Annotated in this window: 26 protein-coding genes; 16 read left to right on the top strand and 10 right to left on the bottom strand. The window is 62.0% G+C overall.

Annotation, left to right across the window (positions count from 1 at the left end; translation table 11 throughout):
• Positions 1–70 precede the first annotated feature (70 nt).
• The 8 genes from AAFP32_RS16430 to rplI all read left to right on the top strand — a co-directional run bounded on the left by AAFP32_RS16430 (position 71) and on the right by rplI (position 9,521).
• Positions 71–1,573, top strand: a complete 1,503-nt coding sequence (locus AAFP32_RS16430) for a CCA tRNA nucleotidyltransferase (RefSeq protein WP_350270037.1) — start codon at positions 71–73, stop codon at positions 1,571–1,573.
• A 112-nt stretch (positions 1,574–1,685) separates the two neighbouring features.
• Complete coding sequence (locus AAFP32_RS16425; protein ID WP_350270036.1) at positions 1,686–3,392, top strand: AMP-binding protein; 1,707 nt, start codon at positions 1,686–1,688, stop codon at positions 3,390–3,392.
• A gap of 414 nt (positions 3,393–3,806) precedes the next feature.
• Positions 3,807–6,296, top strand: coding sequence for a transglycosylase domain-containing protein (locus AAFP32_RS16420; RefSeq protein ID WP_350270035.1), 2,490 nt, complete (start codon positions 3,807–3,809; stop codon positions 6,294–6,296).
• A gap of 46 nt (positions 6,297–6,342) precedes the next feature.
• Positions 6,343–7,668 carry a hypothetical protein gene (locus AAFP32_RS16415; protein ID WP_350270034.1) on the top strand — a complete coding sequence of 442 codons (1,326 nt, stop codon included), beginning with the start codon at positions 6,343–6,345 and terminating at the stop codon, positions 7,666–7,668.
• Between the two features lie 137 nt (positions 7,669–7,805).
• Positions 7,806–8,096, top strand: coding sequence for a 30S ribosomal protein S6 (gene rpsF / locus AAFP32_RS16410; RefSeq protein WP_114384810.1), 291 nt, complete (start codon positions 7,806–7,808; stop codon positions 8,094–8,096).
• A 33-nt stretch (positions 8,097–8,129) separates the two neighbouring features.
• Positions 8,130–8,771, top strand: coding sequence for a single-stranded DNA-binding protein (locus AAFP32_RS16405; protein WP_101618909.1), 642 nt, complete (start codon positions 8,130–8,132; stop codon positions 8,769–8,771).
• Between the two features lie 36 nt (positions 8,772–8,807).
• Complete coding sequence (rpsR, locus tag AAFP32_RS16400) at positions 8,808–9,047, top strand: 30S ribosomal protein S18 (protein ID WP_101572272.1); 240 nt, start codon at positions 8,808–8,810, stop codon at positions 9,045–9,047.
• Between the two features lie 15 nt (positions 9,048–9,062).
• Positions 9,063–9,521 carry a 50S ribosomal protein L9 gene (rplI, locus tag AAFP32_RS16395; protein ID WP_350270033.1) on the top strand — a complete coding sequence of 153 codons (459 nt, stop codon included), beginning with the start codon at positions 9,063–9,065 and terminating at the stop codon, positions 9,519–9,521.
• Between the two features lie 182 nt (positions 9,522–9,703).
• On the opposite strand, the gene AAFP32_RS16390 is transcribed toward rplI, so the two are convergent.
• The 5 genes from AAFP32_RS16390 to AAFP32_RS16370 all read right to left on the bottom strand — a co-directional run bounded on the left by AAFP32_RS16390 (position 9,704) and on the right by AAFP32_RS16370 (position 13,792).
• Entirely contained in the window at positions 9,704–10,141 is a 438-nt protein-coding gene (locus AAFP32_RS16390; RefSeq protein ID WP_350270032.1) for a hypothetical protein, read from the bottom strand.
• Between the two features lie 110 nt (positions 10,142–10,251).
• Positions 10,252–11,553 carry an MFS transporter gene (locus AAFP32_RS16385; RefSeq protein ID WP_009882772.1) on the bottom strand — a complete coding sequence of 434 codons (1,302 nt, stop codon included), beginning with the start codon at positions 11,551–11,553 and terminating at the stop codon, positions 10,252–10,254.
• 5 nt (positions 11,554–11,558) lie between these two features.
• The gene (gene argE / locus AAFP32_RS16380; RefSeq protein WP_350270031.1) at positions 11,559–12,758 is read right to left on the bottom strand and encodes an acetylornithine deacetylase; all 1,200 of its coding nucleotides are present in this window, start codon (positions 12,756–12,758) and stop codon (positions 11,559–11,561) included.
• 246 nt (positions 12,759–13,004) lie between these two features.
• Complete coding sequence (locus AAFP32_RS16375) at positions 13,005–13,577, bottom strand: DUF488 domain-containing protein (RefSeq protein WP_350270030.1); 573 nt, start codon at positions 13,575–13,577, stop codon at positions 13,005–13,007.
• The gene (locus AAFP32_RS16370) at positions 13,577–13,792 is read right to left on the bottom strand and encodes a DUF2945 domain-containing protein (protein ID WP_029416912.1); all 216 of its coding nucleotides are present in this window, start codon (positions 13,790–13,792) and stop codon (positions 13,577–13,579) included. Before AAFP32_RS16370 ends, AAFP32_RS16375 begins: the two co-directional genes overlap by 1 nt.
• 173 nt (positions 13,793–13,965) lie before the next feature.
• Between AAFP32_RS16370 and AAFP32_RS16365 the strand changes: the two genes are divergently transcribed.
• Positions 13,966–15,264 carry a DUF445 domain-containing protein gene (locus AAFP32_RS16365; RefSeq protein WP_350270029.1) on the top strand — a complete coding sequence of 433 codons (1,299 nt, stop codon included), beginning with the start codon at positions 13,966–13,968 and terminating at the stop codon, positions 15,262–15,264.
• Positions 15,265–15,339: 75 nt separating this feature from the next.
• Here AAFP32_RS16365 and AAFP32_RS16360 read toward each other — a convergent pair whose 3' ends face one another.
• The gene (locus AAFP32_RS16360) at positions 15,340–15,753 is read right to left on the bottom strand and encodes a VOC family protein (protein ID WP_009882779.1); all 414 of its coding nucleotides are present in this window, start codon (positions 15,751–15,753) and stop codon (positions 15,340–15,342) included.
• A gap of 282 nt (positions 15,754–16,035) precedes the next feature.
• On the opposite strand from AAFP32_RS16360, the gene AAFP32_RS16355 reads away from it, so the two are divergent.
• The 3 genes from AAFP32_RS16355 to dnaB all read left to right on the top strand — a co-directional run bounded on the left by AAFP32_RS16355 (position 16,036) and on the right by dnaB (position 19,778).
• A complete protein-coding gene (locus AAFP32_RS16355) occupies positions 16,036–16,782 on the top strand; it encodes an ABC transporter ATP-binding protein (RefSeq protein WP_009882780.1) in 747 nt (248 codons plus the stop codon).
• Positions 16,782–18,152 carry an FtsX-like permease family protein gene (locus AAFP32_RS16350; RefSeq protein WP_350270028.1) on the top strand — a complete coding sequence of 457 codons (1,371 nt, stop codon included), beginning with the start codon at positions 16,782–16,784 and terminating at the stop codon, positions 18,150–18,152. Before AAFP32_RS16355 ends, AAFP32_RS16350 begins: the two co-directional genes overlap by 1 nt.
• Before the next feature lie 315 nt (positions 18,153–18,467).
• Complete coding sequence (gene dnaB, locus AAFP32_RS16345) at positions 18,468–19,778, top strand: replicative DNA helicase (protein WP_101618901.1); 1,311 nt, start codon at positions 18,468–18,470, stop codon at positions 19,776–19,778.
• A 97-nt stretch (positions 19,779–19,875) separates the two neighbouring features.
• On the opposite strand, the gene AAFP32_RS16340 is transcribed toward dnaB, so the two are convergent.
• Entirely contained in the window at positions 19,876–20,382 is a 507-nt protein-coding gene (locus AAFP32_RS16340; RefSeq protein ID WP_350270027.1) for a GNAT family N-acetyltransferase, read from the bottom strand.
• Between the two features lie 170 nt (positions 20,383–20,552).
• On the opposite strand from AAFP32_RS16340, the gene AAFP32_RS16335 reads away from it, so the two are divergent.
• Positions 20,553–21,455: a LysR family transcriptional regulator gene (locus AAFP32_RS16335; protein WP_350270026.1), complete on the top strand. Its 903-nt coding sequence runs from the start codon at positions 20,553–20,555 to the stop codon at positions 21,453–21,455.
• A gap of 27 nt (positions 21,456–21,482) precedes the next feature.
• On the opposite strand, the gene AAFP32_RS16330 is transcribed toward AAFP32_RS16335, so the two are convergent.
• Entirely contained in the window at positions 21,483–21,941 is a 459-nt protein-coding gene (locus AAFP32_RS16330; RefSeq protein ID WP_350270025.1) for a GNAT family N-acetyltransferase, read from the bottom strand.
• 100 nt (positions 21,942–22,041) lie between these two features.
• On the opposite strand from AAFP32_RS16330, the gene AAFP32_RS16325 reads away from it, so the two are divergent.
• A complete protein-coding gene (locus tag AAFP32_RS16325) occupies positions 22,042–22,548 on the top strand; it encodes an SRPBCC family protein (protein WP_350270024.1) in 507 nt (168 codons plus the stop codon).
• A gap of 223 nt (positions 22,549–22,771) precedes the next feature.
• Here the strand turns inward: AAFP32_RS16325 and AAFP32_RS16320 are convergent, their stop codons facing one another.
• Together AAFP32_RS16320 and AAFP32_RS16315 are read right to left on the bottom strand one after the other, a co-directional pair.
• The gene (locus tag AAFP32_RS16320) at positions 22,772–23,401 is read right to left on the bottom strand and encodes an HAD family phosphatase (protein WP_350270023.1); all 630 of its coding nucleotides are present in this window, start codon (positions 23,399–23,401) and stop codon (positions 22,772–22,774) included.
• A gap of 331 nt (positions 23,402–23,732) precedes the next feature.
• Positions 23,733–23,936, bottom strand: coding sequence for a cold-shock protein (locus tag AAFP32_RS16315; protein WP_009882802.1), 204 nt, complete (start codon positions 23,934–23,936; stop codon positions 23,733–23,735).
• Between the two features lie 718 nt (positions 23,937–24,654).
• On the opposite strand from AAFP32_RS16315, the gene trxA reads away from it, so the two are divergent.
• Positions 24,655–25,098 carry a thioredoxin gene (gene trxA / locus AAFP32_RS16310; RefSeq protein ID WP_350270022.1) on the top strand — a complete coding sequence of 148 codons (444 nt, stop codon included), beginning with the start codon at positions 24,655–24,657 and terminating at the stop codon, positions 25,096–25,098.
• A complete protein-coding gene (locus AAFP32_RS16305; protein ID WP_350270021.1) occupies positions 25,095–25,805 on the top strand; it encodes a class I SAM-dependent methyltransferase in 711 nt (236 codons plus the stop codon). Before trxA ends, AAFP32_RS16305 begins: the two co-directional genes overlap by 4 nt.
• The last annotated feature ends 10 nt before the right edge of the window (positions 25,806–25,815 follow it).

Genomic DNA, 25,815 nt, shown 5'->3' with positions numbered 1-25,815 from the left:
GTAGGCTGGACCCGGCTGTAGATGAGTCGTCTCCAATCGGAACGACCACGGTAGAACACGAAGGAGCTCGGTGGATCCGAAGACCGCGCACGCCCGTCTGTACGACAAGCTCGATGAGCTCGAGAACATCCTCGGGCCCTTGGGCAAGCGCTTCGCCGCGGCCGGATTCGAACTCGCGCTCGTCGGCGGCTCCGTTCGCGACGCGCTGCTGGGCCGTCCTATGCCCGATCTCGACTTCACCACGGACGCGCGCCCCGACGACATCCTCACCCTCATCTCCGACTGGGTCGACACACACTGGGACATCGGGCGGGAATTCGGGACCATCGGCGCCATCAAGTCCGGTGTGCAGATCGAGATCACCACCTACCGCGCCGAGGCCTACGACCCTGATTCGCGCAAACCGACGGTGAAATTCGGCACAGATCTCGACGCTGACCTCATCCGACGTGACTTCACGATCGGTGCGATGGCCATTCGCCTGCCGGCAATGACCTTCGTCGACCCGTTCGAGGGCTTCACCGACCTCGTCGAGGGTGTCATCCGGACCCCGGGAACGGCCGTCGATTCGTTCTCCGATGATCCGCTGCGCATGATGCGCGCCGCTCGCTTCACCGCTCAGCTGGGTCTCGATCCCGTCGCCGAGGTCGAAGCGGCGATGCGTGACATGGCCGATCGGATTGCGATCATCTCGGCCGAACGCATCCAGGTGGAGCTGTTCAAGCTGATGACCGGCATCGACCCGGCCGCGGGCATCGATCTGCTGGTGCGCACCGATGTTGCCGACCACGTCCTGCCCGAAGTCGCGGGTCTGCGACTGGAGACCGATGAGCACCACCGTCACAAGGACGTCTACCAGCACTCGCTGACTGTGCTGCGCCAGGCTGTGGAGCTCGAAGAGAAGTATGCGGCCAAACAGCGAGAGGCCGGGTTGAGCTCTGATGATCCCAACCATCTTGTCGTGCCGGATTTCGCCGTCCGGTTCGCGGCTCTCATGCACGATGTGGGCAAACCCGCGACCCGCAGATTCCTGCCTGGTGGGGCTGTCACCTTCTATCACCACGATGCTGTCGGTGCGAAGCTGACCGCGAAGCGGATGAAGGCGCTGCGCTTCGACAAAGACACCACGAAGGCTGTTGGTCGCCTGGTCGAGCTGCATCTGCGCTTCTATGGCTATGGTGATGCCGGGTGGACCGATTCTGCGGTGCGACGTTATGTCACCGACGCCGGACCGCTGCTCTCACGCCTGCACATCCTCACCCGGGCGGATGTGACCACCCGTAACAAGAAGAAGGCCGATCGGCTCGCTTTCGCCTACGACGATCTGGAGCACCGGATCGAGAAGCTGAGCGAACAGGAGGAACTCGCCGCGATCCGTCCTGACCTCGATGGTCGGCAGATCATGGCCATCCTCGACATCACACCCTCACCGCTGGTGGGCAAGGCCTACAAGCATCTGCTCGAGGAGAGGATGGAGCACGGACCGCTGGGGCCTGAGCGCGCCGAAGCGGTCCTGCGTCAGTGGTGGGCGGAGAACGGGCCTGCCGATGTTGAGTCCGGCGAGCAGTCCTAGGCTCCACCCCCGCCTGTTGTCATCCTCACACCAACTGATAGCTTCGTAACTCGCGTATGTTTGTGCTTGCCGTCACATGGTGTGGCGCAGGCGAAGAGGTGAGGAGACCACAATGACTGTGACCGAAGAGTTCCGTGCAGCCAGAGACAAGCTGATCTCATTGCGCAGCGATGCTGCGGCGGCCGGCGACGGCTTCGAATGGCCGCGCTTCGATCACTTCAACTTCGGCATCGACTGGTTCGACAAAGTCGCCGAAGGCAACGACAGTCCTGCCCTGTGGATCGTCGAGCAGGACGGATCCGAGGGCAAGTGGAGCTATGCCCAGCTCTCCCACCGGTCGAACCAGGTCGCCAACTTCCTCCGCCGGTCCGGTGTGAAGCGCGGCGACCATGTCATGATCATGCTCAACAACCAGGTCGAGCTGTGGGAGACCATGCTCGCCGGCATCAAACTCGGTGCGGTCCTCCTGCCGACGACCACTCAGCTGGGTCCCATCGACTTATGTGATCGGGTCGAGCGCGGCAAGGCCGAGTTCGTCATCGCCGGTGCCGCCGACGCTGCGAAGTTCGACGATGTCGACGCCGAGGTGGTGCGCATCATCGTCGGTGACGACGCCAAGCGCCAGCAGGACTACAGCTACGCCGACGCCGATGACGAGGAGACCAGCTTCGACCCGCAGGGTTCCTCCCGCGCCGATGACCTGCTCCTCCTTTACTTCACCTCGGGCACGACCTCGAAGGCGAAGATGGTCGCCCACTCCCACGTGTCCTACCCCGTCGGTCACCTGTCCACGATGTACTGGATGGGCCTGAGGCCCGGCGACGTCCACCTCAATGTCGCCTCGCCTGGCTGGGCTAAGCATGCGTGGTCGAACATCTTCACTCCCTGGATCGCCGAATCCTGCGTCTTCCTCTACAACTATTCGCGCTTCGACGCGAATGCCCTGATGGAGACCATGGACCGGGCCGGAGTCACGAGCTTCTGCGCCCCGCCGACCGTGTGGCGCATGCTCATCCAGGCTGACCTGAAGCACCTGAAGAACCCGCCGAAGATCGCCCTCGGCGCCGGTGAGCCGCTCAACCCCGAGGTCATCGATCGGGTCAAGCAGGACTGGGATGTGCTCATCCGTGACGGCTACGGTCAGACGGAGACGACCCTGCAGGTCGGCAACTCCCCTGATCAGGAGCTCAAATACGGTTCCATGGGCAAGGTGCTGCCTGGCTATGACGTGGTCCTCATCGATCCTGCAACCGGCGAAGAGGGCAACGAGGGCGAGATCTGCCTCCGTCTCGACCCCCGCCCGCTGGGATTGACCAGCGGTTACTGGTCCAATCAGGAGAAGACCGATGAGGCCTTCGCCGACGGTGTCTATCACACCGGTGACGTGGCCGAACGCGACGAGAACGGGTACATCACCTACGTCGGACGAGCCGATGACGTGTTCAAGGCCAGCGACTACCGGCTGTCCCCGTTCGAGCTCGAGAGCGTGCTCATTGAGCACGAGGCCGTCGCCGAGGCGGCTGTGGTCCCCTCACCGGATCCTGTCCGTCTCGCGGTGCCCAAGGCCTATGTCGTCGTGGCGGGCGGTTTCGAGGCCAATGCGGATACTGCCCGGGAGATCCTGGCCTACTGCCGTGAGCATCTGGCCCCTTATAAGCGGATCCGCCGGCTCGAGTTCTCGGAGTTGCCGAAGACCATCTCCGGCAAGATCCGCCGTGTTGAACTTCGCGCCCGTGAGGACCAGCTGCACCCGTTCAGCGGGGAGCCGGTAGTCGAGGGCAAAGAGTACGCAGACACCGACTTCGACCTCAAGGGGTGATCGCTCTCGGCCAACGCTGAGTCGGTTTTTCGCTCTTGCATTGACGCGAATAACCTGACTCAGCGTTGAGCCAGAGTGAATCGGGCTGGGCTGCCCTTTCCTCCGTCGGATACTGCATACGAGAGTCCCCACGGCGGGCCGACAGGCGGCTGATAGTTGAAAAAGTAGCTAAATGTGAGCAATTCCGCACTGGATGTGGATGAAAACCAGGACCGTCGGTAAAATCCCTGGTGAGAGCGGATATATGACACTACTCATATGTGCCGATAGGTAACAAGCGGGATCAGTGGGCGCTGGATTCAAGGTATTTTCACTGTGTTCCAAAGAATGCGTGCCACACTGAAGCTCAAGTGTGACCTTATCGAACCTCGTCGCCACGCAATGCGGCAGGCAAACTGACCTGGAGGACCTTGGGTGGCTAAGGGACAAGAACAAGCCAAAACCAGAGGCAAGAAGACAAAGAACATTCTCAACTATCCGCGCACAGGTGTGAGCGGATGGACGCGTTTTCTGCCGAGCGTCCGGTTGCTCGTCGTGGGCGGACTCAGCATCATCATCGCCCTGTGCGTGTTGTTCTCCATCGGCTATGCCGTCACTGACGTCCCTGAGCCCAACATCGAGGCCACGGGTCAGACATCGACCATCTACTACAACGACGGCAAGACACCCATCGGCCAGTACAAGGTCCAAGATCGCAAGTCGGTGCCGATCGATGAGATCTCCGAGCCGATGCAGGAGGCAGCCATAGCTGCCGAGGACACCTCGTTCTACGAGAACCGCGGAATCTCCATCAAGGGACTCTCCCGTGCAGTCGTCGGTGTAGCCACTAACAAGTATGCCGGCGGCGGTTCGACGATCACCCAGCAGTATGTGAAGAACTTCTACCTCACCAATGAGCACTCTCTGGATCGCAAGGTCAAGGAAATGTTCATCTCGCTCAAGATCGACCAGCAGCAGAGCAAGGACGAGATCCTTGCCAACTACCTGAACACGATCTACCTGGGTCGCCGGTCTTACGGCATTGAGGTCGCCAGTCAGAACTACTTCGACAAGCCGGCGAAGGACCTCGACGTCAGTGAGTCCGCACTCCTGGCAGCGATGATCCAGCGTCCTGGAGCAGCCGATCCGGCAGATAGTCCTGAGGCCTATCAAGCCCGGTTCGACTACGTTGTGAAGTCGATGACCGACGAAGGCTTCATCACCGAAGAGCAGGCCGCTAAGGTCAAGATGCCCGAAGTGAAGAAGGCGAGCAAGGAAGAATCTCTCAAGGGCCAGACAGGCTACATGTGGGAATACGTTCGTCGTGAGGCCCTGCGGAAACTCGACATCGATGAAGCTCAGCTGGACCGCGGTGGCTACAACATCACCACCACATTCGACAAAGACCGGATGAAGGAAGCCGAGAAGGCCGTCAAGAATCTGCCGCCTGATCAGCCCGAGGGCCTGCAGGCAGGCTTGGTCTCGATCGATCCGAAGTCCGGCGGGATCGAGGCCTTCTATGGTGGCAAGAACTATCTTGACCAGGCGTTCAACGTCTCGACCCAGGGACATGCCCAGGCCGGCTCGACCTTCAAACCCTTCGCACTGGTGGCTGGCTTGGAAAATGGTGTGCGTTTGACCGATAGATATCCGGGCAGCACCACGACGTTCAACTACCCTAACTACGATCCCTTCACTGTCCACAACTTCGCCAACGCCAGCTATGGTCCGGTGACGCTGCTCAAGGCAACTCAGTCGTCGATTAACACGGCGTACCAGGCGCTCAATGTTCAGGTCGGACCTGAAAAGACGGTGGATGTTGCGCAGAGAGCCGGCTTGAGCGGGAACTGCACTCCCGAGCAGTTAAAAGAGGGCGACACCCGCAACTGCACGATTGGTCTTGATCCGAACCCCGGCAACGTGCTGGGTACGGCCAGCGTCAAGGTCATCGACATGGCGAATGCCTACTCGACCTTCGCGTCCAACGGCGTCAAACATGACGCTCATGCGATCAAGACGGTCAAGCAGGGTGAGGACGACAAGGAGATTTACAAGTCGGAGACGAAGGGCAAGCGCGTCTTCGACAAAGCGGTTGCAGCTGAGACATCCTATGCTCTCAGCCAGGTCGTCAATGGTGGTTCGGGCAGCTACGCCCAGAATTTGGGTCGTCCAGCCGCCGGTAAGACGGGTACGACCACCAACAACAAGGCTGCATGGTTCTCTGGCTACACTCCGCAACTGGCGACCTCGGTGGTCCTCTACCGTGAGGTTGATGGCAAATCTGTTTCGATCGGTGCCTACGGTGGACGCGGCCAGGTCACCGGTGGATCCTTCCCGATCCAGGTATGGACGGAATACATGAAGGATGCTCTTGAAGGCGAAAAAGTCGTGCAGTTCCCTGAGCGCGGAGAACTGCCCGATAAACCGAAGCCTAAGAACACCAACGCTCCTGCGCCACCACCTCAGCCGAAGGCGCCCAGCGAGAACGGCAGCGACAATGGCGGCGACGGCGGGGACACAAAGACCAAGGCTCCGATCGACACTCCGAGCGAGAAGCCGAAGGACGACGAGGACAAAGGCAAGGATAAGGACAAGGAGAAGGACGCCGACGGGTCGAAGGATGCCAAGGGCGACTCGAAGGACAGCGCCAAGGATTCCAAGGATTCCAAGGATTCCAGGGATTCCAAGGATTCCAAGGACGGTCGCGAAGATGGCGGCTCGTCTAAGGACCCCGATGGTGGGCCGAAGGGTGGAGACAAAGGAGACACTGGCGGCGGTGGCGATACCGGTGGCGGTGTCGACACTGGCGGTAGCGGAGACACTAGCGGCAGTGGCGACACTGGCGGTAGCGGAGACACTAGTGGCAGTGGCGACACTGGCGGCGGTAAAGACAAAGGCGATGGTGGCAAAGGGAATAAAGACTGACCCGCGGCAACTCTTTCGAGCGTTGTCGAACCGGTAACCTCTAGTCATGCCATCTCAGTCCAGCACCCGGATCGCCGAGCCTCTGCTCGGCGGTCCGGATGGCATTCACCTCGCGTCCGCGGGGGCGCAGTTCCGGCGAGGCCAGGCCTATATCTTCGCTGGAATCCTCGGTGTGACGACGTTCCTCGCACTCGCCTTGCAGGGCCCCTGCTTGAGCTCGGGCTACGAACAGCCATCCGCCTCGGCGAGGATGTGTGCCGGGCCTCTGTCCACAGCATTTCTCGGGCAGACCAATCCTGAAGAGGCTTTGGGGCGTTCGACCGGTGGGATGGCGGGACTGTCACCAATCGACGCGCGCTTCGTGCAGCTGCTGAAACTCATGACCGACGATGTGTCCGTCTTCATGGCGATCGTCCTCCTCGTCAATGTGATCGCCTTCGCCGCCCTCGGCGTCGCACTGCTGGTTCTCGCCAGGCAGCGGGCCTGGCTGGTCACAGCCTTCGCTTCGCCGGTCATCCTCTTCACCGTGGGTTCGACCTTGGGCCCGGTGGCATTGGCCCTGAGCGTCTGGGCGATGGCCATCTTCGTCGGATCCTCGCCGGTGACTCCCCGCCCGTGGCTGTCCGGGGTCCTTCTCGCAATAGCCGCATTCATCAACCCGCTGGCCCTGCTGGTTCTGCTCGCACTCAGCCTCGCTGGACCGCGCCCGGCCGGGAGACTGAGCCCCAGGGATCCGCGAATGATGCTTGCGGCTGCCACGATCACCTCCGCGATCATCCTCGTCCTCGACGGCAGCGCCATCGAACGAATCATGCACTGGATGAGTGACGCCGTCGACGGCGGATCGTTCGCCTCGATCCTGGTCATGGCGCGCCTCGGAACCGCCGAGGTGTGGGCACCGGTGTGGATCATCGGCAGCGCGGGTGTCATCGCCGCGGTCGCCGTCTCGCTGTACATGGTGCGCAGAACAGGACTCGACCCAGCCGTTGCCGCCTGTCTCCTCATCGGTGGCTGCCTGCTGCTGGCCCCCGGAATGATGCCCTGGGACAGCCTGTGGATCCTGCCATTCCTCGCACTCACCGTCCGTCGCTGGTGGGTGCTCATCGTCTGGGCACTGGCTGAGACGGCCTTCGCCATTGCCATCCACCTCGGCGACGTTGCCGAGATTGAATCGGACAAGGGCCTCGAACCGACCTTCGTCGCTCTCCTGACCCTCCTGCGACTGCTCGCTCTCGTCGCCGTCGTCATCTGCGCGGGGGAGAATCTGTACCGGCGACGGATTCGCGGTCGACTGCTCAGGACGGAACCGCCTCGGCGTGCCGAAGACGACCATCCCACGGTCCGTGTCCAAGGGCACGGGAATCCGACATGACACCACCGGTGGGCGTCCACTAGACTGTGTAGGTCTGTTCCCATTTCACAACAATCGTGGAGGACGGAGCAGACATGCATATGCCCTCCTGCCATGGAACGACCATGGCCGTAAAGACCAGAGGAGGTGGGTGACAGATGCGTCATTACGAGCTCATGCTCATTCTTGACAACGAAACCGAAGAGCGGACGTTGGCTGACACCGTGGACAAGCTGATGAAGGTTGTCCCGGCTGAAAACGGAACCGTCGACAACGTGGACATCTGGGGACGCAGGCGCTTTGCCTACGACATCCAGAAGAAGTCCGAAGGCTTCTACGTCGTGGTTGATTTCCACGCAGAGCCTGCAACGACCAAGGAACTCGATCGCCAGCTCGGACTCAACGAGTCCGTCCTGCGTACCAAGATCCTCCGCCCAGACGCCAAGTAATAGCGTCAAGCACCTCGTTTCAAGGAGCAGTCAATGGCAGGCGAAACAGTCATCACGGTTGTCGGGAACCTGACAAGTGATCCCGAACTGCGCTTCACACCTAACGGTGCTGCGGTCGCAAACTTCACCGTGGCTTCGACGCCGCGTATGTTCGACCGTCAGTCCAACGAGTTCAAGGACGGGGAAACCCTGTTCCTTCGCTGCTCGGTGTGGCGTGAGATGGGCGAAAACGTAGCCGAATCCTTGCAACGCGGTACTCGGGTCGTCGTTCAGGGCCGCCTCAAGTCGCGGTCCTTCGAAACCAAAGAGGGCGAAAAGCGCACCGTCATGGAACTGGACGTCGACGAAGTCGGCCCCAGCCTGCGACGCGCCACCGCTCAGGTGACGAAGAACGAACGCAGCGGAGGCGGATTCTCCGGCGGCGGTAACTCCGGTGGACAGCAGCAGGGCGGGGGCCCCCAGCAGGGTGGCTTCGGTCAGCAGCAGTCCTCGGGCTGGGGCAACAACCCGCAGCAGTCCAACCCACAACAGGGTGGCTCGCAGCAGGGTGGTCAGCGCCAGGGCGGTTACAGCCAGGGGAACAACGCACCGGCAAACGACCCGTGGGCATCATCGAGTCCACAGGGCGGAAACGGCGGTTGGGGCAACCCGGGCGCCGATGAACCACCGTTCTAAACACGTTCAAGACATTTCGTAAATCAGGAGATACTCATGGCCAAGCCAGAGATCCGGAAGCCTATCAAGAAGAAGGCTAATCCGCTCAAGAAGGGCGAAGCGGCGAAGATCCACTACAAGGACACCGCTACGCTCCGTAAGTTCATTTCCGACCGCGGCAAGATCCGTGCTCGTCGCGTCACCGGCGTGACCGTGCAGGAACAGCGCATCATCGCAAAGGCCGTCAAGAACGCCCGCGAGATGGCACTTCTGCCCTACTCGAGCACTGCTCGCTGATCGGAGGGAGAGAACATGCCTAATCGCAAAGTTATTCTGAACCAGGAAGTTGATGGTCTGGGAGCCGCCGGCGATATCGTCGAGGTTCGCGCCGGATACGCACGTAACCTTCTCCTGCCCCGTGGCTGGGCATCCGCATGGTCTGCCGGCGCAGAGAAGCATGTCAATGCTCTCCGCAAGGCCCGTCAGGCCAAGCAGATCGCCGACCACGATGAAGCAGTCAAGGTCAAGGCTCAGCTGGAATCCTCCAGCGCTCGCATCGAGCTCAAGTCGGGTAAGAACGGCCGCCTCTTCGGCGCCGTGACCCCTGCGCTTGTGGCCGAAGCGGTGCACGCCGCAACCGGACACGATTTCGATCGTCGCCAGGTCGCACTGCCTGCTCACGTCAAGACCTCCGGCAGCTACACCGCTACCGTGCGCGTCAACGACGAGATCACCGCGAACGCCAAGTTCGAGGTCGTCGGCAAGGCCTGATGCTTCCGCAACGAGCCTGGCCGACCATCGGTCAGCCGGACTCGTAGTCGAAAGCAGAGCTGAACGTCGAGGGGACACTTTACAGAGTGTCCCCTCGACGTTTTTGTATGCTCTCGGTGAATTGGGGGCGCGAGTGGCGTGGCGCTCGCGCGGCGCTCGACGACGGTGCGGTCGTCGGGGCTTCAGAACAGGATGCGTTCGGGTGGCGGGAACTCCGTGAAGACCTCATCATCTGTGGGAGCTAGTTCGAGATAGCTGGGGCTGTCGTCGTCGATGAACAGCAGCAGCATGCACCCGTCGACCGTGGCGTCGAGGATGACTCGGTTCGCGAAGTCTCCCTGTCCACCAGTGTCGTCTCTGCTCTTGTCGTCGACACGAGTTACCGGTCGCATGCCGATCGACGGGCAGGAACCGCACTCGCAGGGGTTCGTCACGACCACCTCGGCGAGGTTGGACTCCCAGGTCACACGCTGCTGCGGTGTGATTGGGGCGGGTTGATCCCAGGCCTCTCGCTGCGGATCGGTGAACGTGGCGCGGTTCTGATCATCGGGTGAGGGATGGGCGTGACGGATCATCGTCAGCGCGACCTCATGTTCCCGGGGCGTCAGTGGCCAGTACATGGCGCCAGGATACCAAGGCAGGCGCGCCGGCGGCAGGGCGCGAGGCCGGCCGGGCGTGCTGGCGACCTACGCGTCCGGCCGCCGCAGTCAGTCGCGCCCCGCCAACGACCTCAGCGCTGGCCGTAGTGTCTGCGGACGAAGAACAGACCGATGAGGGAGAGCACGGCGACTCCCATGTAGTACACGCTCGGCGAGTTCAGCGAACCGGTGATGTCGAGCAGCCACGTGAGCACCAGCGGAGCGATGCCACCGAGGAGCGTCACACCGATGTTGTAGGCCGTGGACAGTCCGGTGCCTCTGATTTCTGCCGGGAAGAGCACAGAGAGCATGCCCGGCAGCGGCGCGAAGTAGAACGCCATGATCACGCCGAGCACGGCGATGACGAAGATGAACGCGGGCACGCTGCGTTGGGTGACGATGAGCTGGAACAGCGGCCACGCGAGCACCAGGGCCGCGATCGCGGCATAGGTCATGATCCGCGCGGGACCGACCCGATCGGCAAGGCGGCCCACCAGCGGTGATCCGATCAGGCAGATGAGACCTGCCAAAATACCGCCGAGGTAGGCCGCCGTCGGTGAGATGCCCAGGTTGGACATGGCGAAGGTGGGCATGAAGAGGATCATGTACACGGAGATCGTGGCGACGCCGACCGACGCGGAGGCGGCCAGGATGCGACCCCAGTGGTTGGCGAAGAGCGTGCGCAGGGGCGACTTCGCCGGAGGCCTCGACGTGAACTCCTCGGTTTCGTCGAGTTTGGAGCGGATGTAGAGTCCGACAGGTCCGACGAGGAGACCGATGAGGAACGGCACCCTCCAGCCCCAGGAGTGGAGTGCCTCTTCGGAGAGATACGTGTTGAGGGCGAAGCCGAAGGCCGAGGCCAAGGCCATCGATGCTCCCTGGCTCGCGATCTGCCAGGAGGCGTAGTACATCTTCCGGTGCGGAGCGGTCTCCACCAGGAAGGTCGTCGCCGTGCCGAACTCGCCGCCGGCAGAGAACCCCTGCAGGAGCCTGGAGGCCAGGATGATGAGCGCTCCCCAGACCCCGATCTGCGAATAGGTCGGGGCAATCGCCATGAGCAGCGTGCCCAGCATCATGAGGAACAGGGTCAGAGTCAGCGCCGGTTTGCGGCCACGTCGATCGGCGAACCGGCCCAGGACCAGGCCGCCGATGGGGCGAACCAGGTAGGAGATGGCAAAGGTGGCGAAGGTGAGGATGAGGGAGAAGACCGGATCGCCCTCAGGGTAGAAGATCTCCGAGATCACAACGGCGAACGACGCGAAGACGATGATGTCGAACCATTCGAGGGCGGCACCGATCGAACTCGAGATGACGGCCTTGCGGGCGGCCAGGAGACGCTCCGGAGTCGCCTCGAGCACGGGCTCTTGCTGCGGATTCGCGGTGGAGGAACTCATGGTGCTCACTCTCCTTCCGTGCTGTGCTTGGTGCCTGCGCTGAGGTCGGTGATGAGGTTGCCGATGAACGCTTCGCAGGCGGCGATCTGTTCGAGCTCGATGAACTCATCGGGAGCGTGTGCCTGCGCGATGTCCCCGGGGCCGCAGACAACAGTGGGGATGCCCGCATTCGAGAACAGTCCCGCCTCGGTGCCGTAGGTGACCTTGTCATCACTGACCACTCCGCCCCACTGGCCGGCCTGGGAGACGATGTCGGCGTCGGCAGGAGTCTCACAGCCGGGAGCGGCAGCCTCAACGGTGAACTCGACGCGGGCGCTGTCGTTCTCCGCGCGCATCATGCGCTCAAGGCGAGCCGCCTCGGCGCGGAATCGCTCGACGAGCGCCTCACGATCCACAGATCCCAGGGAACGGAACTCGAACTGCACGCTCGCCTCGGCGGGGATCGTGTTGACGGCGATGCCGCCGCTGATCGTATTCGCCGTCACCGTGGTGAAGGGCACGACATAGTTCTCATCGAAGGGACCCTCGGTGCGGAACTCGGCGGCGACCGCATGGACGAAGGTGACGAACTCGGCCGCGTAGGCAATCGAGTTCACACCCTCAGGGGTCAGCGAGGAATGTGCCGCGACGCCGTGGAAGTCGACACGGAAGACGTTCATCGACTTGTGTCCGCGCACGACCCGCATGCTCGAGGGCTCACCGACGATGCAGCCGCGTGGGGCCAGGCCCGCCTCGGTGATCGTGTCGACGAGATCGATCGCACCTACGCAGCCGACCTCTTCGTCATAGGAGAAGGCGAGGTGGATGGGCTCCTTGAGTTTCGCGGCGGTGAGCTCGGGGAGTTTGGCGAGGATCACGCCGATGAAGGACTTCATGTCCGCACTGCCGCGCGCATAGAGCTTGCCGTCCCTGATCTGCGAGGTGAAGGGCTCGCTCGACCAATCCTGGCCGTCGACGGGCACGACATCGGTGTGCCCGGACAGGACGATTCCGCCGGTCGTGGAACCATCGGCGGCGGGCAACGTGGCCAGCAGGTTTGCCTTGGTGCCCTCGGCGTTGGGCACACGCTGAGATTCGATGCCTGCGGCCTTGAGACGGTCGACGACGTGGTCGATGAGCGGGAGATTGGAATCCCGGCTCGTGGTGTCGAAGGTGATGAGATCGGTGATCTCGGAAATGGTGGCCTCGGCCGGTTGTGCTGGCACGGCTGCTCCTGACTTTACGGGGGTGAACCGTCCGGTCAGCCTGAAGCGGAAACCTGGGCAGGTCCCCTCCCGTGCGGGACAGCGGTGACCAGACCCCGACACACTACGCCCGAAATGTTGGTGAGACTGCTCGGTCTCGTCAATTGAGACCATTCACCGGAGCGACGGTGAGGCAGTTCAGTGCAATGCGCCGATTCACAGGGAGAAGAATGTTGATTTGAGCGACTGCGCCCTACATTCTGCTACCTACGAATCCACCGACTCACCCGACGAGTCGTCTGAGGCAGTTGCCGGGTAGGTGACGCTTCCATCCTTGTCGACGACGGCTCCCGAGCTGAGTTCGGCGGCGGTGGTCTGGTTCTTGCCCATGATGTGGGTGACGGGAAGGTCGTGTGCGAGCAGGTTGTCGGCGATGATGCGCCGGTGGCAGCGCCACCACACCGCCTCTGAACACAGGAGCACGCAGCGTTTCGTCGCGCTCCACTCGAGGAGCTGATCGAAGTCGGTCCGGAACTCCTCGGTCAGGGCGTGATCGGCATAGTTGTGGAAGCTGCGATTCTTCCACCACCCATTGATCTCGAAGTCGATGTCACGATTCACCGGGCGCCGGCCGGTCAGTCCCTCGAGCCGACGCAGGTCCACTCCCACCTTGGCCAGGTCATCGACGAGAGTATCCGCGTTGAACTGGGGATTCTTATTCGATCCGGGCAGCTTGCGGACGTCAACCACCACCTCGGCGGCGTTGTCGGTAAGAAGGTCGATGAATTCCTGAAGAGAATGGTTCGAGTGACCGATGGTGAAGAACTGCGAGCTGCTCACTATTTGTCGATCCGGTGGAGGGCCGTGCCCTTGTGAGCGGCGATGTGATCGGTCTTATCGCTCTTGATCTCGTACTGCGGCTCGTCCTTCGATGCCCGACGCTTGTGGCCTTTGTACTCGAAGTCGGAAGTGTGGACCTTCGTGATCGTGCCCGAGACCTCGCCGGCCTCCGAGTTCCACCCCACGTGGTCGCCCACATTGAACGTCTCTGCCATGTCATCCTCCCGGAAGTCGTCGAATGGTGCCTCTTCCCATCCAAGCACGATGCGGCAATCGGCGACAGGGCGCAGACTCCACGACGCAGGTTCCCAGGCTCGGCACAGCCTGCCGATGCCCATGACGGGCCGCTACTTCGCTAAAGTCGATGGCAGGCGAAGAAGGGGGAACGATGTCGATCGAAAAAGCACCATCCGTGCCGCGTTTCGGCGGTCCGAGCGAACTGACGCCGGAGGACCAGGAGCGGGCGCGGGGTCTGCGCAAGATGCGGACGCTGGCGCTGTCGCTGCTCGTCCTCGCCACCCTTATCTTCCTCTCGACCCACATCTTCACCGACAACACCGGGGTTTGGGGCTTCGTCTCCCGTGCCTCGGAGGCTGCGATGATCGGTGCGATCGCCGACTGGTTCGCTGTCACGGCACTCTTCCGCCATCCACTCGGGCTGCCGATTCCGCACACCGCGATCATTCCCCGCAAGAAGGACACCCTGGGCGCGAGCCTGTCCGCGTTCGTCGCCGCGAACTTCCTCCACGCCGAGGCGGTGTCGACGAAGATCCGGTCCGCTCAGGTCTCCCACCGTGCCGGTGAGTGGCTGAGCAAGTCTGCCAACCGGGACCTCGTCGTCGACCGTGCCGCCGGTGGGCTCGAATATGTGCTGGCCCGCATCGACGACGATTCCGTCGTGGCCCTGACGAAGAATGTCATCATTCCGCGCCTGGTCGCGACCCGTAAGACTCCGGTGCTGGCGCAGCTGCTGCGTCAGATCGTCCTCGACGGGGCGCACCACAAGCTTGTCGACCTCATCGTCGCCGAGGCGTACTCCTGGTTGGGTGACAACCCGCAGGTCATCGATGGGATCGTCCACAACCGGGCCCCGTCCTGGGTTCCCGACTTCGTCAACGAGCAGCTCTCCAACCGACTGCAGCGAGAGGTGCTCGGCTGGGTCGCCGACGTCCGCGACAACGAATACCACAAGGCACGACAGGCCCTCGACGCCTGGCTCGTCGACCTCTCCGACGACCTGAACTCTGACACTCCACTGTCGGAGAAGGCCGAGGTCATCATCAACGATCTGCTCAGCCAATCCGGGGTCGTCGACTCCGTGCTTGAGATCTGGACTTCGCTCAAGCAGCTCCTGCGCCAGGCCATCATCGACCCCAACGGCGAGGTGCGCGGACGCATCTCCGAACTCATCGGAGAATTCGCCGGCAGGCTGCAGGAAGATTCGGAATTCTCCGCCAAGATCGATGACCGGATCGCCACGACGGCCGGTGACCTGGCAGAGAGCTTCGGCCCCGAGATCGCCAGCGTCATCTCCGACACGATCGAACGATGGGATGCGAAGGAAGCCGCCGAGAGGATCGAGCTCTACGTCGGCCGGGATCTGCAGTACATCCGCATCAACGGCACAGTCATCGGCGCCCTCGTCGGTCTCGTCATCCACACGATCATCGTGCTGCTGCCTGGGTGATGCGCGGTAGAGCCGCCAGAATGAGCAGCATCGCTGCTCGGTGAGCAGACCCGCCGTGACGCAGCCGACTCAGCCTCAAGGCAGGTCGGGCTCGGTGTCCTCTTCCTGATGAATGAGCTGAATGAGGTTGCCCACTGTGTCGTCGAGGACGGCGGTGGTGACTGGTCCCATCGTCGTCGGCTCCTGCGTGAACGTGACACCGAGCTTTGACAGGCGATCATATTCGGCCTGGACATCCTCAACGGCGAACTGGTTGAGAGGGATTCCGTCGGCCTTCAGCGCAGAGGTGAAGTCGTTCGCGGCGGGGTGGCCCTTCGGCTCCAGGACGATCTCGACTCCGTCTGGAGCCTCGGGTGAGACCACGGTGAGCCAGCGGAAGTCGTCTCCGACCGGCACATCGACCTTCGGAATGAAGCCGAGCCTGTCCGTGTAGAACTTCAGGGCCCGAGCCTGGTCGTCGACGAGAATGCTGATCCACTGTGCCTTCATGATGACTCCTCCGTTGTAGACGTGTCTTGGTTGGTCCTCGTCGTGAGTTCACCCAGAGTGGTTCACGCAGAGTGGCTCAAGTGCAGCGGAACCGTCGGGCAACCGCTACGCATTCACAATAGGCGGCTGATCGCCGATTGGTCTATCGGCAAGTCTGATCCCAAGCCAATCACCAGGTGATTCGCCGGATCTGTAACCCCTATTCCAAGAGTCGGGTTTTCCTCGCCGAGGTGGTGGGTCGTCTTCATAGTGGCACAAGTCCGTTTGCGAAAACATGGAGACATGACAAACACACAGCTTCCCGCGATCATCGCCGCCTCGAACGTGACCAAGCACTACAACCAGACCTACGCACTCGCCGGAGTCGATCTGGGCATCGGCCTCGGCGAATCCCTGGCCATTATGGGACCCTCCGGTTCCGGCAAGACGACCCTCCTGCACTGCCTGGCAGGCATCATCCGACCAGACGAGGGCAACATTCGCCTCCTGCCCACCGACCGCAGCGCCGCCGCAGAGATCACCTCGCTGAAGGAGAAGGGCCGCACCGCACTGCGCCGCGAGGTCTTCGGCTTCGTGTTCCAACAGGGCCTGCTCCTGCCCGAGCTCACCGCCTTGGACAATGTTGCGCTCGCCGCCATGCTCTCGGGGATGAAACGCTCCGATGCGACCGAGCATGCCCGCGCATGGCTGCAGCGCCTGGGACTGGCCGAACACCTGAACAAACGCATCGGACAGCTCTCCGGCGGTCAGGCACAGCGCGTGGCCATCGCCCGCGCTCAGGTCACCCAGCCCGTGGTCACCTTCGCCGACGAACCCACCGGTGCCCTTGACTCCTCCACCTCCACCGAGGTGCTCTCCGAACTTCTCGCCTCGACGACCGGCCGCGGATCCACCTTGGTCGTGGTCACCCACGATGAGTCAGTGGCCGCCCGGTGCTCTCGCATCGTCCGCCTCGCCGACGGCCGAATCGTCTCCGATTCTGCGAACCAGCCTGTGCAGAACCACCAGTACGTTGAGAACAACCGGTGATGCCGACCATGAATATCCTTCCCATAGTCCTGACCAAACAGTCCTTCACATCCACGACTTCGAAGCTCGTCGCCATCGCCTTCTTCGCCTGCTCGACCCTCTTCCTCACCGTCGCCGGCGGAGCCTGGGCGTTCAACGACCGTCCCGAGGTCTCCGGATACGCCGAGGTGGGCGACCTCTATCGCATGCTTGCCATCCTGGCCACGGTCTTCCTCATCGTTCCCGCGATCAGCTTGGGGGTCGCCTCGGCGAAGCTGAGTGCCCGCCGCCAGGACGAACGGCTGTCCACGCTGTCCCTGCTGGGCGCGAAGCCCGGCACTGTCCGGCTCCTTGCAGTCGCCGAACCATTCGTTCCCGCCTCGGCAGGGATCATTGCAGGGATCGCCGGCTACTTCATGCTGGCCTTCCCGCTCAGCTTCCTTGTCTTCAACGGCCAAGCGCTCGGATATTCTGCGCTGATGATGCCCCTGTGGCTGCTCGCCGCAGTTGTCATCGGACTGCTTTTGGTCTGCCTTCTCGCGGCACTGCTCGGCCTGCGCAAGATCACTGTGTCACCACTGGGCGTGCGCACCCGGTCCTTGGCCAGGAAATTCCCCGTGGCCCGCATCATCACCGTGATCGTCCTCGTGGTCGGAATGATCGGTGCACTCGTCTTCTCCCTTAACCGCAACCAGCCGACGATGGTCTTCGTCGTTGCCAGCATCATCACGATCGGCATCGCCCTCCTGCTCATCAATGTCATCGGCGTCCTCGTCATGCGCATCCACGGATGGCTCAGTCACCGGATCGCCCGCACACCCACGTCGATGATCGCTGCTTCGATGATCGCCGACGCCCCAGCACAGTACTGGCGGCGCGTGGCAGGTCTGGCGATGATCACCTTCATCGCGGTCGTCGGCGGTGCCGGCACGGCGATGATGCGGGCGAATCAGGGAGATCTCACCGCCGAGGACAAGGCCGTCATGGGCCCCTACCAGTACATGGCCGATGACATCTTCACCGGACTCATCCTCACTCTGGCCATCGCCTTCGTCTTCATCGTCATCTCAGCGACGATCAACCAGGCGGCAGACATCCTCGACCGGGCATCGACCTACCGGGAGCTGCATTCGGCGGGCATGACACAGAAGATGATGCACCGGGTCACCGTCAACGCGGTCATGTCGCCGATCATCCTCGTCACCCTCGTGTCCCTGCTGCTGGGCGGAATGCTGGCCGCTCTCATGGCCTCGGCCAGTGACCTCGGCGACCCGCTGACCATTGGGGTTGTCGCATCGGTGCTCGTCGGAGGCGTGGTCATGGTGTGGCTGGGGCTGCAGTTCACCCGCCCGCTCGTACGCAGTGTCACCACCGTGAACGCCGGGGCCTAAGCAGGAGCTCGTGCTCAAACCGATCGGATTGCTCACGATTCTCGTGTCAGTTGTTCCCGGTATTCTCATCATCAGATCGGGACTCCAGCTGGAGAAGCTGATCTTCATGACCGTCGCGACAGGGGGTCATTCGAGGGAATGAGGACGGAGCCTGAGGATGCCGGAGTGAGCGTGTGCTCACACCCGGATATCCCCGCCGAGGTGGGTCTGCGGCTTCTCGATCCAGGTACAGTTGGAGGGCGTTGAAAGCGGGTGTCCGCCGACGAGGTTCGAGGAAGAGGAAGACGATTGAGCAACAATCAGGGGTTTGACGGGATGAGGACCCCGCCGCAGGACGTCGAGGCCGAGCAGAGCGTCCTCGGTGCGATGCTTCTGTCCAAGGATGCGATCGCCGACTGCGTCGAATCCATGACCGGCGATGACTTCTACAAGCCTGCTCACGAGACCATCTACGAGGCCGTCCTCGACCTGTATTCGCGCGGTGAACCCGCGGACTCCGTGACGGTGGCGAACTACCTCACGAAGACCGGTGACCTGTCTCGAGTCGGTGGCGCAGCGTACTTGCACACGCTGATCTCCTCCGTCCCGACTGCCGCGAACGCCGGCTACTACGCCGCGATCGTGCGCGAGCAGGCAGTCTTGCGACGCCTTGTCGAAGCCGGCACTCGCATCGTGCAGATGGGCTATGACGCGGAGGGTGACACCGATGAGGTCGTGAACTCGGCTCAGGCGGAGATCTACCAGGTCACTGAGCGTCACACCACTGAGGACTATGTGATCCTCTCCGATATCCTCAGCGATGTCGCTCAGGAGATCGAACGCAACGGCGACACCGATGGGCAGACTGCGGGTGTGCCGACCGGTTTCACCGAATTCGACCAGCTCACCAACGGTTTCCATCCGGGCACGATGATCGTCATCGCCGCTCGTCCCGGTGTCGGCAAGTCGACTTTGGCGCTGGACTTCATGCGCTCGGCGGCGATCCACCACGGCCAGGCCGCAGTCTTCTTCTCCTTGGAGATGGGCAAGAACGAACTCGTCATGCGTCTGCTGTCGGCAGAGTCGGAGATTCCGCTTCAGAACCTTCGCCGAGGTGAGCTGTCCCCTCATGACTGGACGACCCTGGCTGCGACGGAATCGCGTATCAATGACGCCCCGCTGTTCGTCGACGATTCCCCGAACATGGCGTTGACCGAGATCCGTGCGAAGTGCCGACGCCTGAAGCAGCAGCATGACCTCAAGATGGTCTGCGTCGACTACCTGCAGCTGATGAGCTCCGGCAAGCGAGTCGAGTCGCGTCAGCAGGAGGTCTCCGAGTTCTCCCGTTCACTCAAGCTTTTGGCCAAAGAGCTCGAGATCCCTGTCATTGCGCTCTCACAGCTCAACCGTGGCAGTGAGCAGAGGACGGATAAGCGGCCGATGATCTCGGACCTGCGTGAGTCCGGTTCGATCGAGCAGGACGCCGATATGGTTCTGCTCATCCACCGTGACGACATGTATGACAAGGAACACGAGCGCGCCGGCGAGGCCGATATCATCGTCGCCAAGCACCGTGCGGGCCCGACCGCCGACATCTCGGTGGCCTTCCAGGGCGCGAAGTCCCGGTTCGTCAATATGCCGCAGTAGACGGATCGCTGTAGGGTTGTGCGGTTGCGGAGGCACTGCGTGCCAGGGCAGCGGTCGTGGCGGCTCTGGGGCGGGACTGTTTCGAGGCGACTCGATTTCAGCCCTGTTCGACGCGGCCGAGGGTGTGGAGTCGGCCGACGCCGAGCCATTGCTCCGCATCGAACTCAGTGAAGGTGCCCGCATAGGCAAAACCGATTCGCTGGGCGAGGGCGAGAGATAGCAGATTCGAGCTCTGCGTGACGGCGAGGACGGTCTGATCTGGAAGATGCGCGGCGGCCGTGCGCAGGAGCAGAGATACTGCTTCAGTGGCCAGGCCCTGTCCCCATGAGCGTCTTCGCAGCAGGTACGACACCTCCAGTTCGTCGGCGTCCGGTTCGACATGGCCTCGACGATGGGCGGAGCGCCTTTCGAGCATCAGGGTTCCGAGCAGTTGCCCTGACGACGGTTTAGCGATAACGAAGGCTCCAGGGTCTTCGGTGACAGATGCGATCCCGCGGGCCTCGATGCGTGCGCGCAGTCGTTGGGCCGATACCGGGCCACCCAGGTAGCGGCGGACTTCGGGGTCCGCAGACATCTCGACATAGGCATCGAGGTCGACCGACACAGCTTTTCGCAGAAGGATTCGTTCAGATCGAGCACGTGTGAAAGGCAGATCCAGTTGGGCCATGTCACTACTGTGCCTGCATCGCATGGCGGCCGTCCATATGAGCATCTGCGCACACGATCCGCGAACCCGAGACACAAACGGCGACGATCGTGCGTAATATCGCAGATATGGACACGACACCCAATGACCTCTTGGTGCTGCTCACCGTCTCCCGTTCGGCCAAGTTCACGACGGCAGCGGCCACGTTGGGGCTGAACCACACGACGATTTCGCGCCGAATCGCGGCCTTGGAGAAGGCCCTCGGCGGACGCGTCCTGTCCCGAGCAGCCGGCGGATGGGAACTGACCGAACTGGGTGCTGAAGCTGTCCGGGTGGCCGAGCAGGTCGAAGACGCTGTCCGCAGGCTCGGCGACTCGGGTCGTGTGCCCGATCCCATCACCGGAGTGGTCCGGATGACGGCAACCGACGGCTTCAGCGCGTACGTCGCGGCACCCGCTGTGACCAAGCTGCGGCGTCAGCACCCGGGGCTGAGCGTGGAGATCGTGACCGTGACCCGCCAAGCTCTGCAGCAGCGTTCGGGTCTGGACATCGAAGTCGTCGTGGGCGAACCTCAAGTTCATCGCGCCGAGGCGTTCAAGCTCGGTGACTACGAGCTGGGGATGTACGCCTCAAGGGACTACCTGGCGGAACACGGAAATCCGGCAACGGTGGAGGAGCTGGTCGAACATCGGTTGGTGTACTTCGTTGACTCGATGCTCCAAGTCGACGACCTCGACGCTCCACGTCGTTTGGTCCCGACGATGAAAGACGGGCTGTCCTCGACCAATGTGTTCATCCATGTGGAAGCCACCCGCGCTGGTGCGGGCATCGGATTCCTGCCCTGTTTTATGGGGGATCTGCATGACGATCTGGTCCGACTCCTGCCGGAGTCTTTGTCGGAACGGCTGCCCTACTGGATGGTGCTGCGACCCGACTCGATGCGTCGCCCCGCTGTTGCCGCCGTTGCCCAGGCGCTGCGTGACCAGGCGGTCGCGCATGAAGCTGTGCTCCTCGGACACGGAGCGCAGTGAAGGTCGGCGCGTCCAGATGGTGGGGAGTCACAGATCCAAGGAGAACACGTCATGGTCCGGAGATGCATGATGCAGTGTTCGATCGAGGCGCATGCCGATCTTCTCGGCCACGCGCTGTGACGCTCGATTCTCCCGATGGATGATCGAGACGATTCGCACCGCCAGCACATCTGAGCTCGCGTAGTCACGACAGGCGGTGGCCGCCTCGGCGGCATAGCCGAGCCTCTGAGCCGAGGTCTTCACGTGGTATCCGACCTCCAGGGCGGGAGACTGATCGACTGTCTGCCAGGTCAGACCGCAGTCGCCGATGAATTCGCCGTCATGGGACTCGATGATCCAGAGCCCATGACCGTGTTCTGCATAGTTGCGAAGGTTCCAGCAGATCCACTCGGCGGCTTCCCTGCGGTCCTTGGGGCGGGGGCAGTACTCCATGACCAGGGGATCGCCGAGGAGGTCCGCCATATCGTCGAGATCATCCGTTGACATCTCGCGGAAACTCAAGCGGAGCGTCGGGTTCGGAGGCATGGGCTTCAGGCAACGCTTCAACGGCACCACTAGGCTGGACGAAACCAAGGAAGGGAATCCGATGAAATGCACTGCCCACGTCAGCGACAGCATGATCATCAATGTCGATGCCAACACTCTATGGGAGCAGGTGGCCGATCCGACGCAGATGCGGCGCTGGAGCCCGGAGAACACGGATGCGCAGACTCCAGGTGAAGCCAGGCCATTGCAGGTGGGCGAAGTCTTCGAGGGCAAAGATCATCGCAACCGGGCACGGTGGGTCACCGAATGTGTCGTCACCGCTTCTGAACCGGGTCGGCGGTTCGCTTTTCAGGTTCGTAAGATCGGTGCGAAGTCGCCGACGATCAGCGGAGGCATCGCCACCTGGGTCTACGAGTTCGAGAACGTCGACGGGCGCACGCGGGTCACCGAAACCTGGAACGACGACCGCACAACCTGGCCCGACTGGGCCGCGGCCATCATTGATCGTGTGCTCACCGGCGGCAGCAGTTTCGCAGATTTCCAGCGACTGAACATCCACAGGACGCTGACCACGATGAAGGACGAGTTTGGACGTGTGAACGACTAAGAGCGGGATTCCGGTCCGACAGCAGACCTTCAGACCACCGCAGATTTCAGAGCACAGCAGATTTCAGGGCAACAGATACACGCGCAGTGATCGTGCACGGACCCGGCGACGTTCGGGTCAAAGAACGAGACGATCCCAAGATCCAGGAATCCGCTGACGCGGCTGGCAGGTGCGCTGAAAAGACCTTCTTAGGCCCGGATGACAGGGTGCATGCCTCAGTCTTTCAGGAGGCGAGAACTCCGAGCGACGCGAGATCCTCGCGCAGCGTCTGGGCATCTGTGAAGACCAACCCGATGAAGCCGAGCTCCTTCGCGGCGTCGATGTTCGTCGGCAGGTCGTCGACGAAGACCGTCCGCCCCGGATCGAGGTTGAAGCGGTTGCTGAGCAGACGGAAGATCTCCGGGTCGGGTTTGACCAGCTTCTCCCTCCCGGAGACCACGACGTCCTCGAGCTCATTGATCGCCGGTGCGACTGTCGGTGCATGGTGGAAGGTCTCTGCTGACCAGTTCGAGAGCCCCAGCAGTCTGAGACCTGATGCCTTGAGTTCGGCGACGAGTTCCGCCATTCCCTCGATCGGGCCGGTGAGGGACAGGTCGAATCGCTCGTAGTAGGCGGCGACGACCTCGCCGTGACGGGGATCGTTCCGGGCAGCCCGAGCGATGATGTCCTTGACCGGCACCCCGCTGTCCGACGCGGTGTTCAAGGAGGTGAAGTCCGCCTCAGCGGCGAACTGGTTCCACTCCTCCCGGCTCATCCGATCGGCCAGCGGGCCCGTTTGATCCCACCCGATGAGAACGTTTCCAAGGTCGAAGACAACCGTCGAGGGAAGCAGGGAGCCATGGGTCCCAGTCATCGCGTCACCCGCCTGGAGAGAAGATCAGTTGCATAGCTCCCACGTTACAGACGGTTCTTCCGCAGCAGTCGCATTTCCTTCCAATCGCATCACCAATACCGCAACGACGACCTGTGGCCTCGTCGCTAGGATGCAGAATCGGCCCATCAGGGGCTCAGAAATTGTCTCGAAACGCCGAAAAGCGTGTGATCGCATTCGGAGCAAGTGAAAACACAAACTCCAAACGCGAACACACGCTTTTGGTGTAACTCAGTGCAACTGCGTTCCCGACAGGTGCTCGCTATTGACGAATCAATCGCGATCCGGCCGGGACCGGAAAGTTACGGAAGTCTCAGAGGGGGCGAACGCTTGTGGCCTGGAGGCCCTTGGAACCCATTTCCGAGTCGAATTCGACATTCTGGCCCTCGGCGAGTTCGCGGTAGCCGGTCGATTCGATTGCGGAGAAGTGAGTGAAGACGTCTGCTGAACCATCGTCAGGCTGGATGAATCCGAAACCTTTTTCCGAGTTGAACCATTTCACGGTACCTGTAGCCATAATCTTTGTATCCTTATTTTAAACTGGTGACCGCCGAAGCGATCTGGATGGTCGGACCCTTTTGTGGGCCCGGCTGTTCACACTGTCAGAGACCTGATCTGATCGATGTCATCGACCTTTCGGTGATCTGGAAGTGTGACTTCTCGTTGGATGGTCTGCGCATTGAACGCAGGTCCTACGAAAAACTGTGGAGAAACCGAAGTTCCGGAATTCGTGCTGATGTCAAAAATCCTAGTCTCAGGCGAAAGCGGGAAAGCTCGGTATCGGTAATGCACTCGAAGGTGCTGGGCGGAAGCCGAAGGACGGCTGCATTGAAAATTCAGAAAGTTTGAGAGGCGCGGACGGTAGACACGCGCCAACAGGCAACAGCACGGTACCAAGCGAATCTACCTACGCTCGCGGCACCACACGTTCCGTACAGTTTCGTACGAGAACAATTCAACTCTAACAGAGTGTATCGGCCCTCGGTGACAAAAGGTGCGAAGAATTCATATTTTGGACTACATGCAATTCGTTCTCGGTCACGATCGTGACCGCAGATCAGGTGATCGACGACCTCGTCAGATCAGGCGATCGACGACCTCGTCGGCTGACCGGCGCAGGTTCGGGCCCAGGCGATGTCGACTGACTCAGGCAGACTCCAGGCCGTGATCCGGCCTGGTGTCCAGATTGCGAAAATGTCCAGACAGTGTTCATAGTCGGCGTTTAGACTGCCCGAATGTCTACGATCGAAATCACCAAAGACAACTTCGAGTCAACCATCACCGACAGCTCGATCCTGCTTCTCGACTTCTGGGCCGACTGGTGCGGTCCCTGCAAGCAGTTCGCCCCCGTGTACGAGGAGGCCTCCGAACAGTACTCGGATGTGGTCTTCGGCAAGGTCGACACCGAGGCCCAGCAGGAGCTTGCGGGACTCTTCGCGATCTCCTCGATCCCGACGCTCGTTGCCTTCCGTGAGGGCATCGTCGTCTTCGCTCAGCCGGGTGCGCTTGCCGCGCCTCAGCTTGAGCAGGTCATCAATGCCGTCAAGGAACTCGACATGAACGAGGTCCGCGAGGAACTGGCCAAGCAGGAAGCCGGAGTCGATGCAGCCGAGGGCTCGGATGACGCCGTGGCCTCAGAAGCAACCGAGGTTTCGGCCGAGCCCGGAACGGAGCAGTGACCGAACCCCAGCAGGCCGCGAATGCGGGAGTCCCTGACTCCGTTGCGGCCTGGGAGGAGCGGTACGCCGGAAGCGATCCGATCTGGTCGGGCAACCCGAACGAGGCGCTCGTCGCCGCGGTCTCTGGCCTCACCCCCGGCCGCGTCCTCGACGTCGGCTGCGGTGAGGGCGCAGATGTCATCTGGCTGGCCGAGCACGGCTGGGAAGCCACCGGCATCGACCTGTCGCAGACCGCCGTCGACCGGGCCACAGAAGCGGCCGCAGCGAAGGGTGTCACCGCATCCTTCGAGGTCGCCGACGTCTCCACCTGGGATCCCTCGGGTTCAGAGTCCGACGCAGGCGAGCTTCGCCGAGGCGGCTATGACCTTGTCATCGGCTGTTTCCTCCACACCCGGTTGCCCGACACCCGTGAAGAACTTGTCGGGAGAGTATCCGAACACGTCGCACCGAACGGTCGACTCCTGCTCATCTCGCACGCCGAGATGCCGCCGTGGGCCGAAAACCATGATGAGGAACTGGGCCACGGCCTCGGTCACCATCATGAACCGGTGACCCCGAACGGCGATTTCGCCCTCCTTATCGGCGGCAGCCCTGTCCGCTGGGAGATCGAGTTCGCCGAACTGCGCACCCGCGAGGTCGAAGGGCCCGACGGTCAACCCGCCGAACTCGACGACAGCGTGCTCCTGGCTCACCGGATCACTGACTGATCACAGCGCA

Source organism: Brevibacterium sp. CBA3109, from assembly GCF_040256645.1.
Classification (GTDB): Bacteria; Actinomycetota; Actinomycetes; order Actinomycetales; family Brevibacteriaceae; genus Brevibacterium; species Brevibacterium koreense.
The sequence above is the reverse complement of the archived record's forward strand: the minus strand, read 5'-3'. Positions and strand labels throughout refer to the sequence as shown.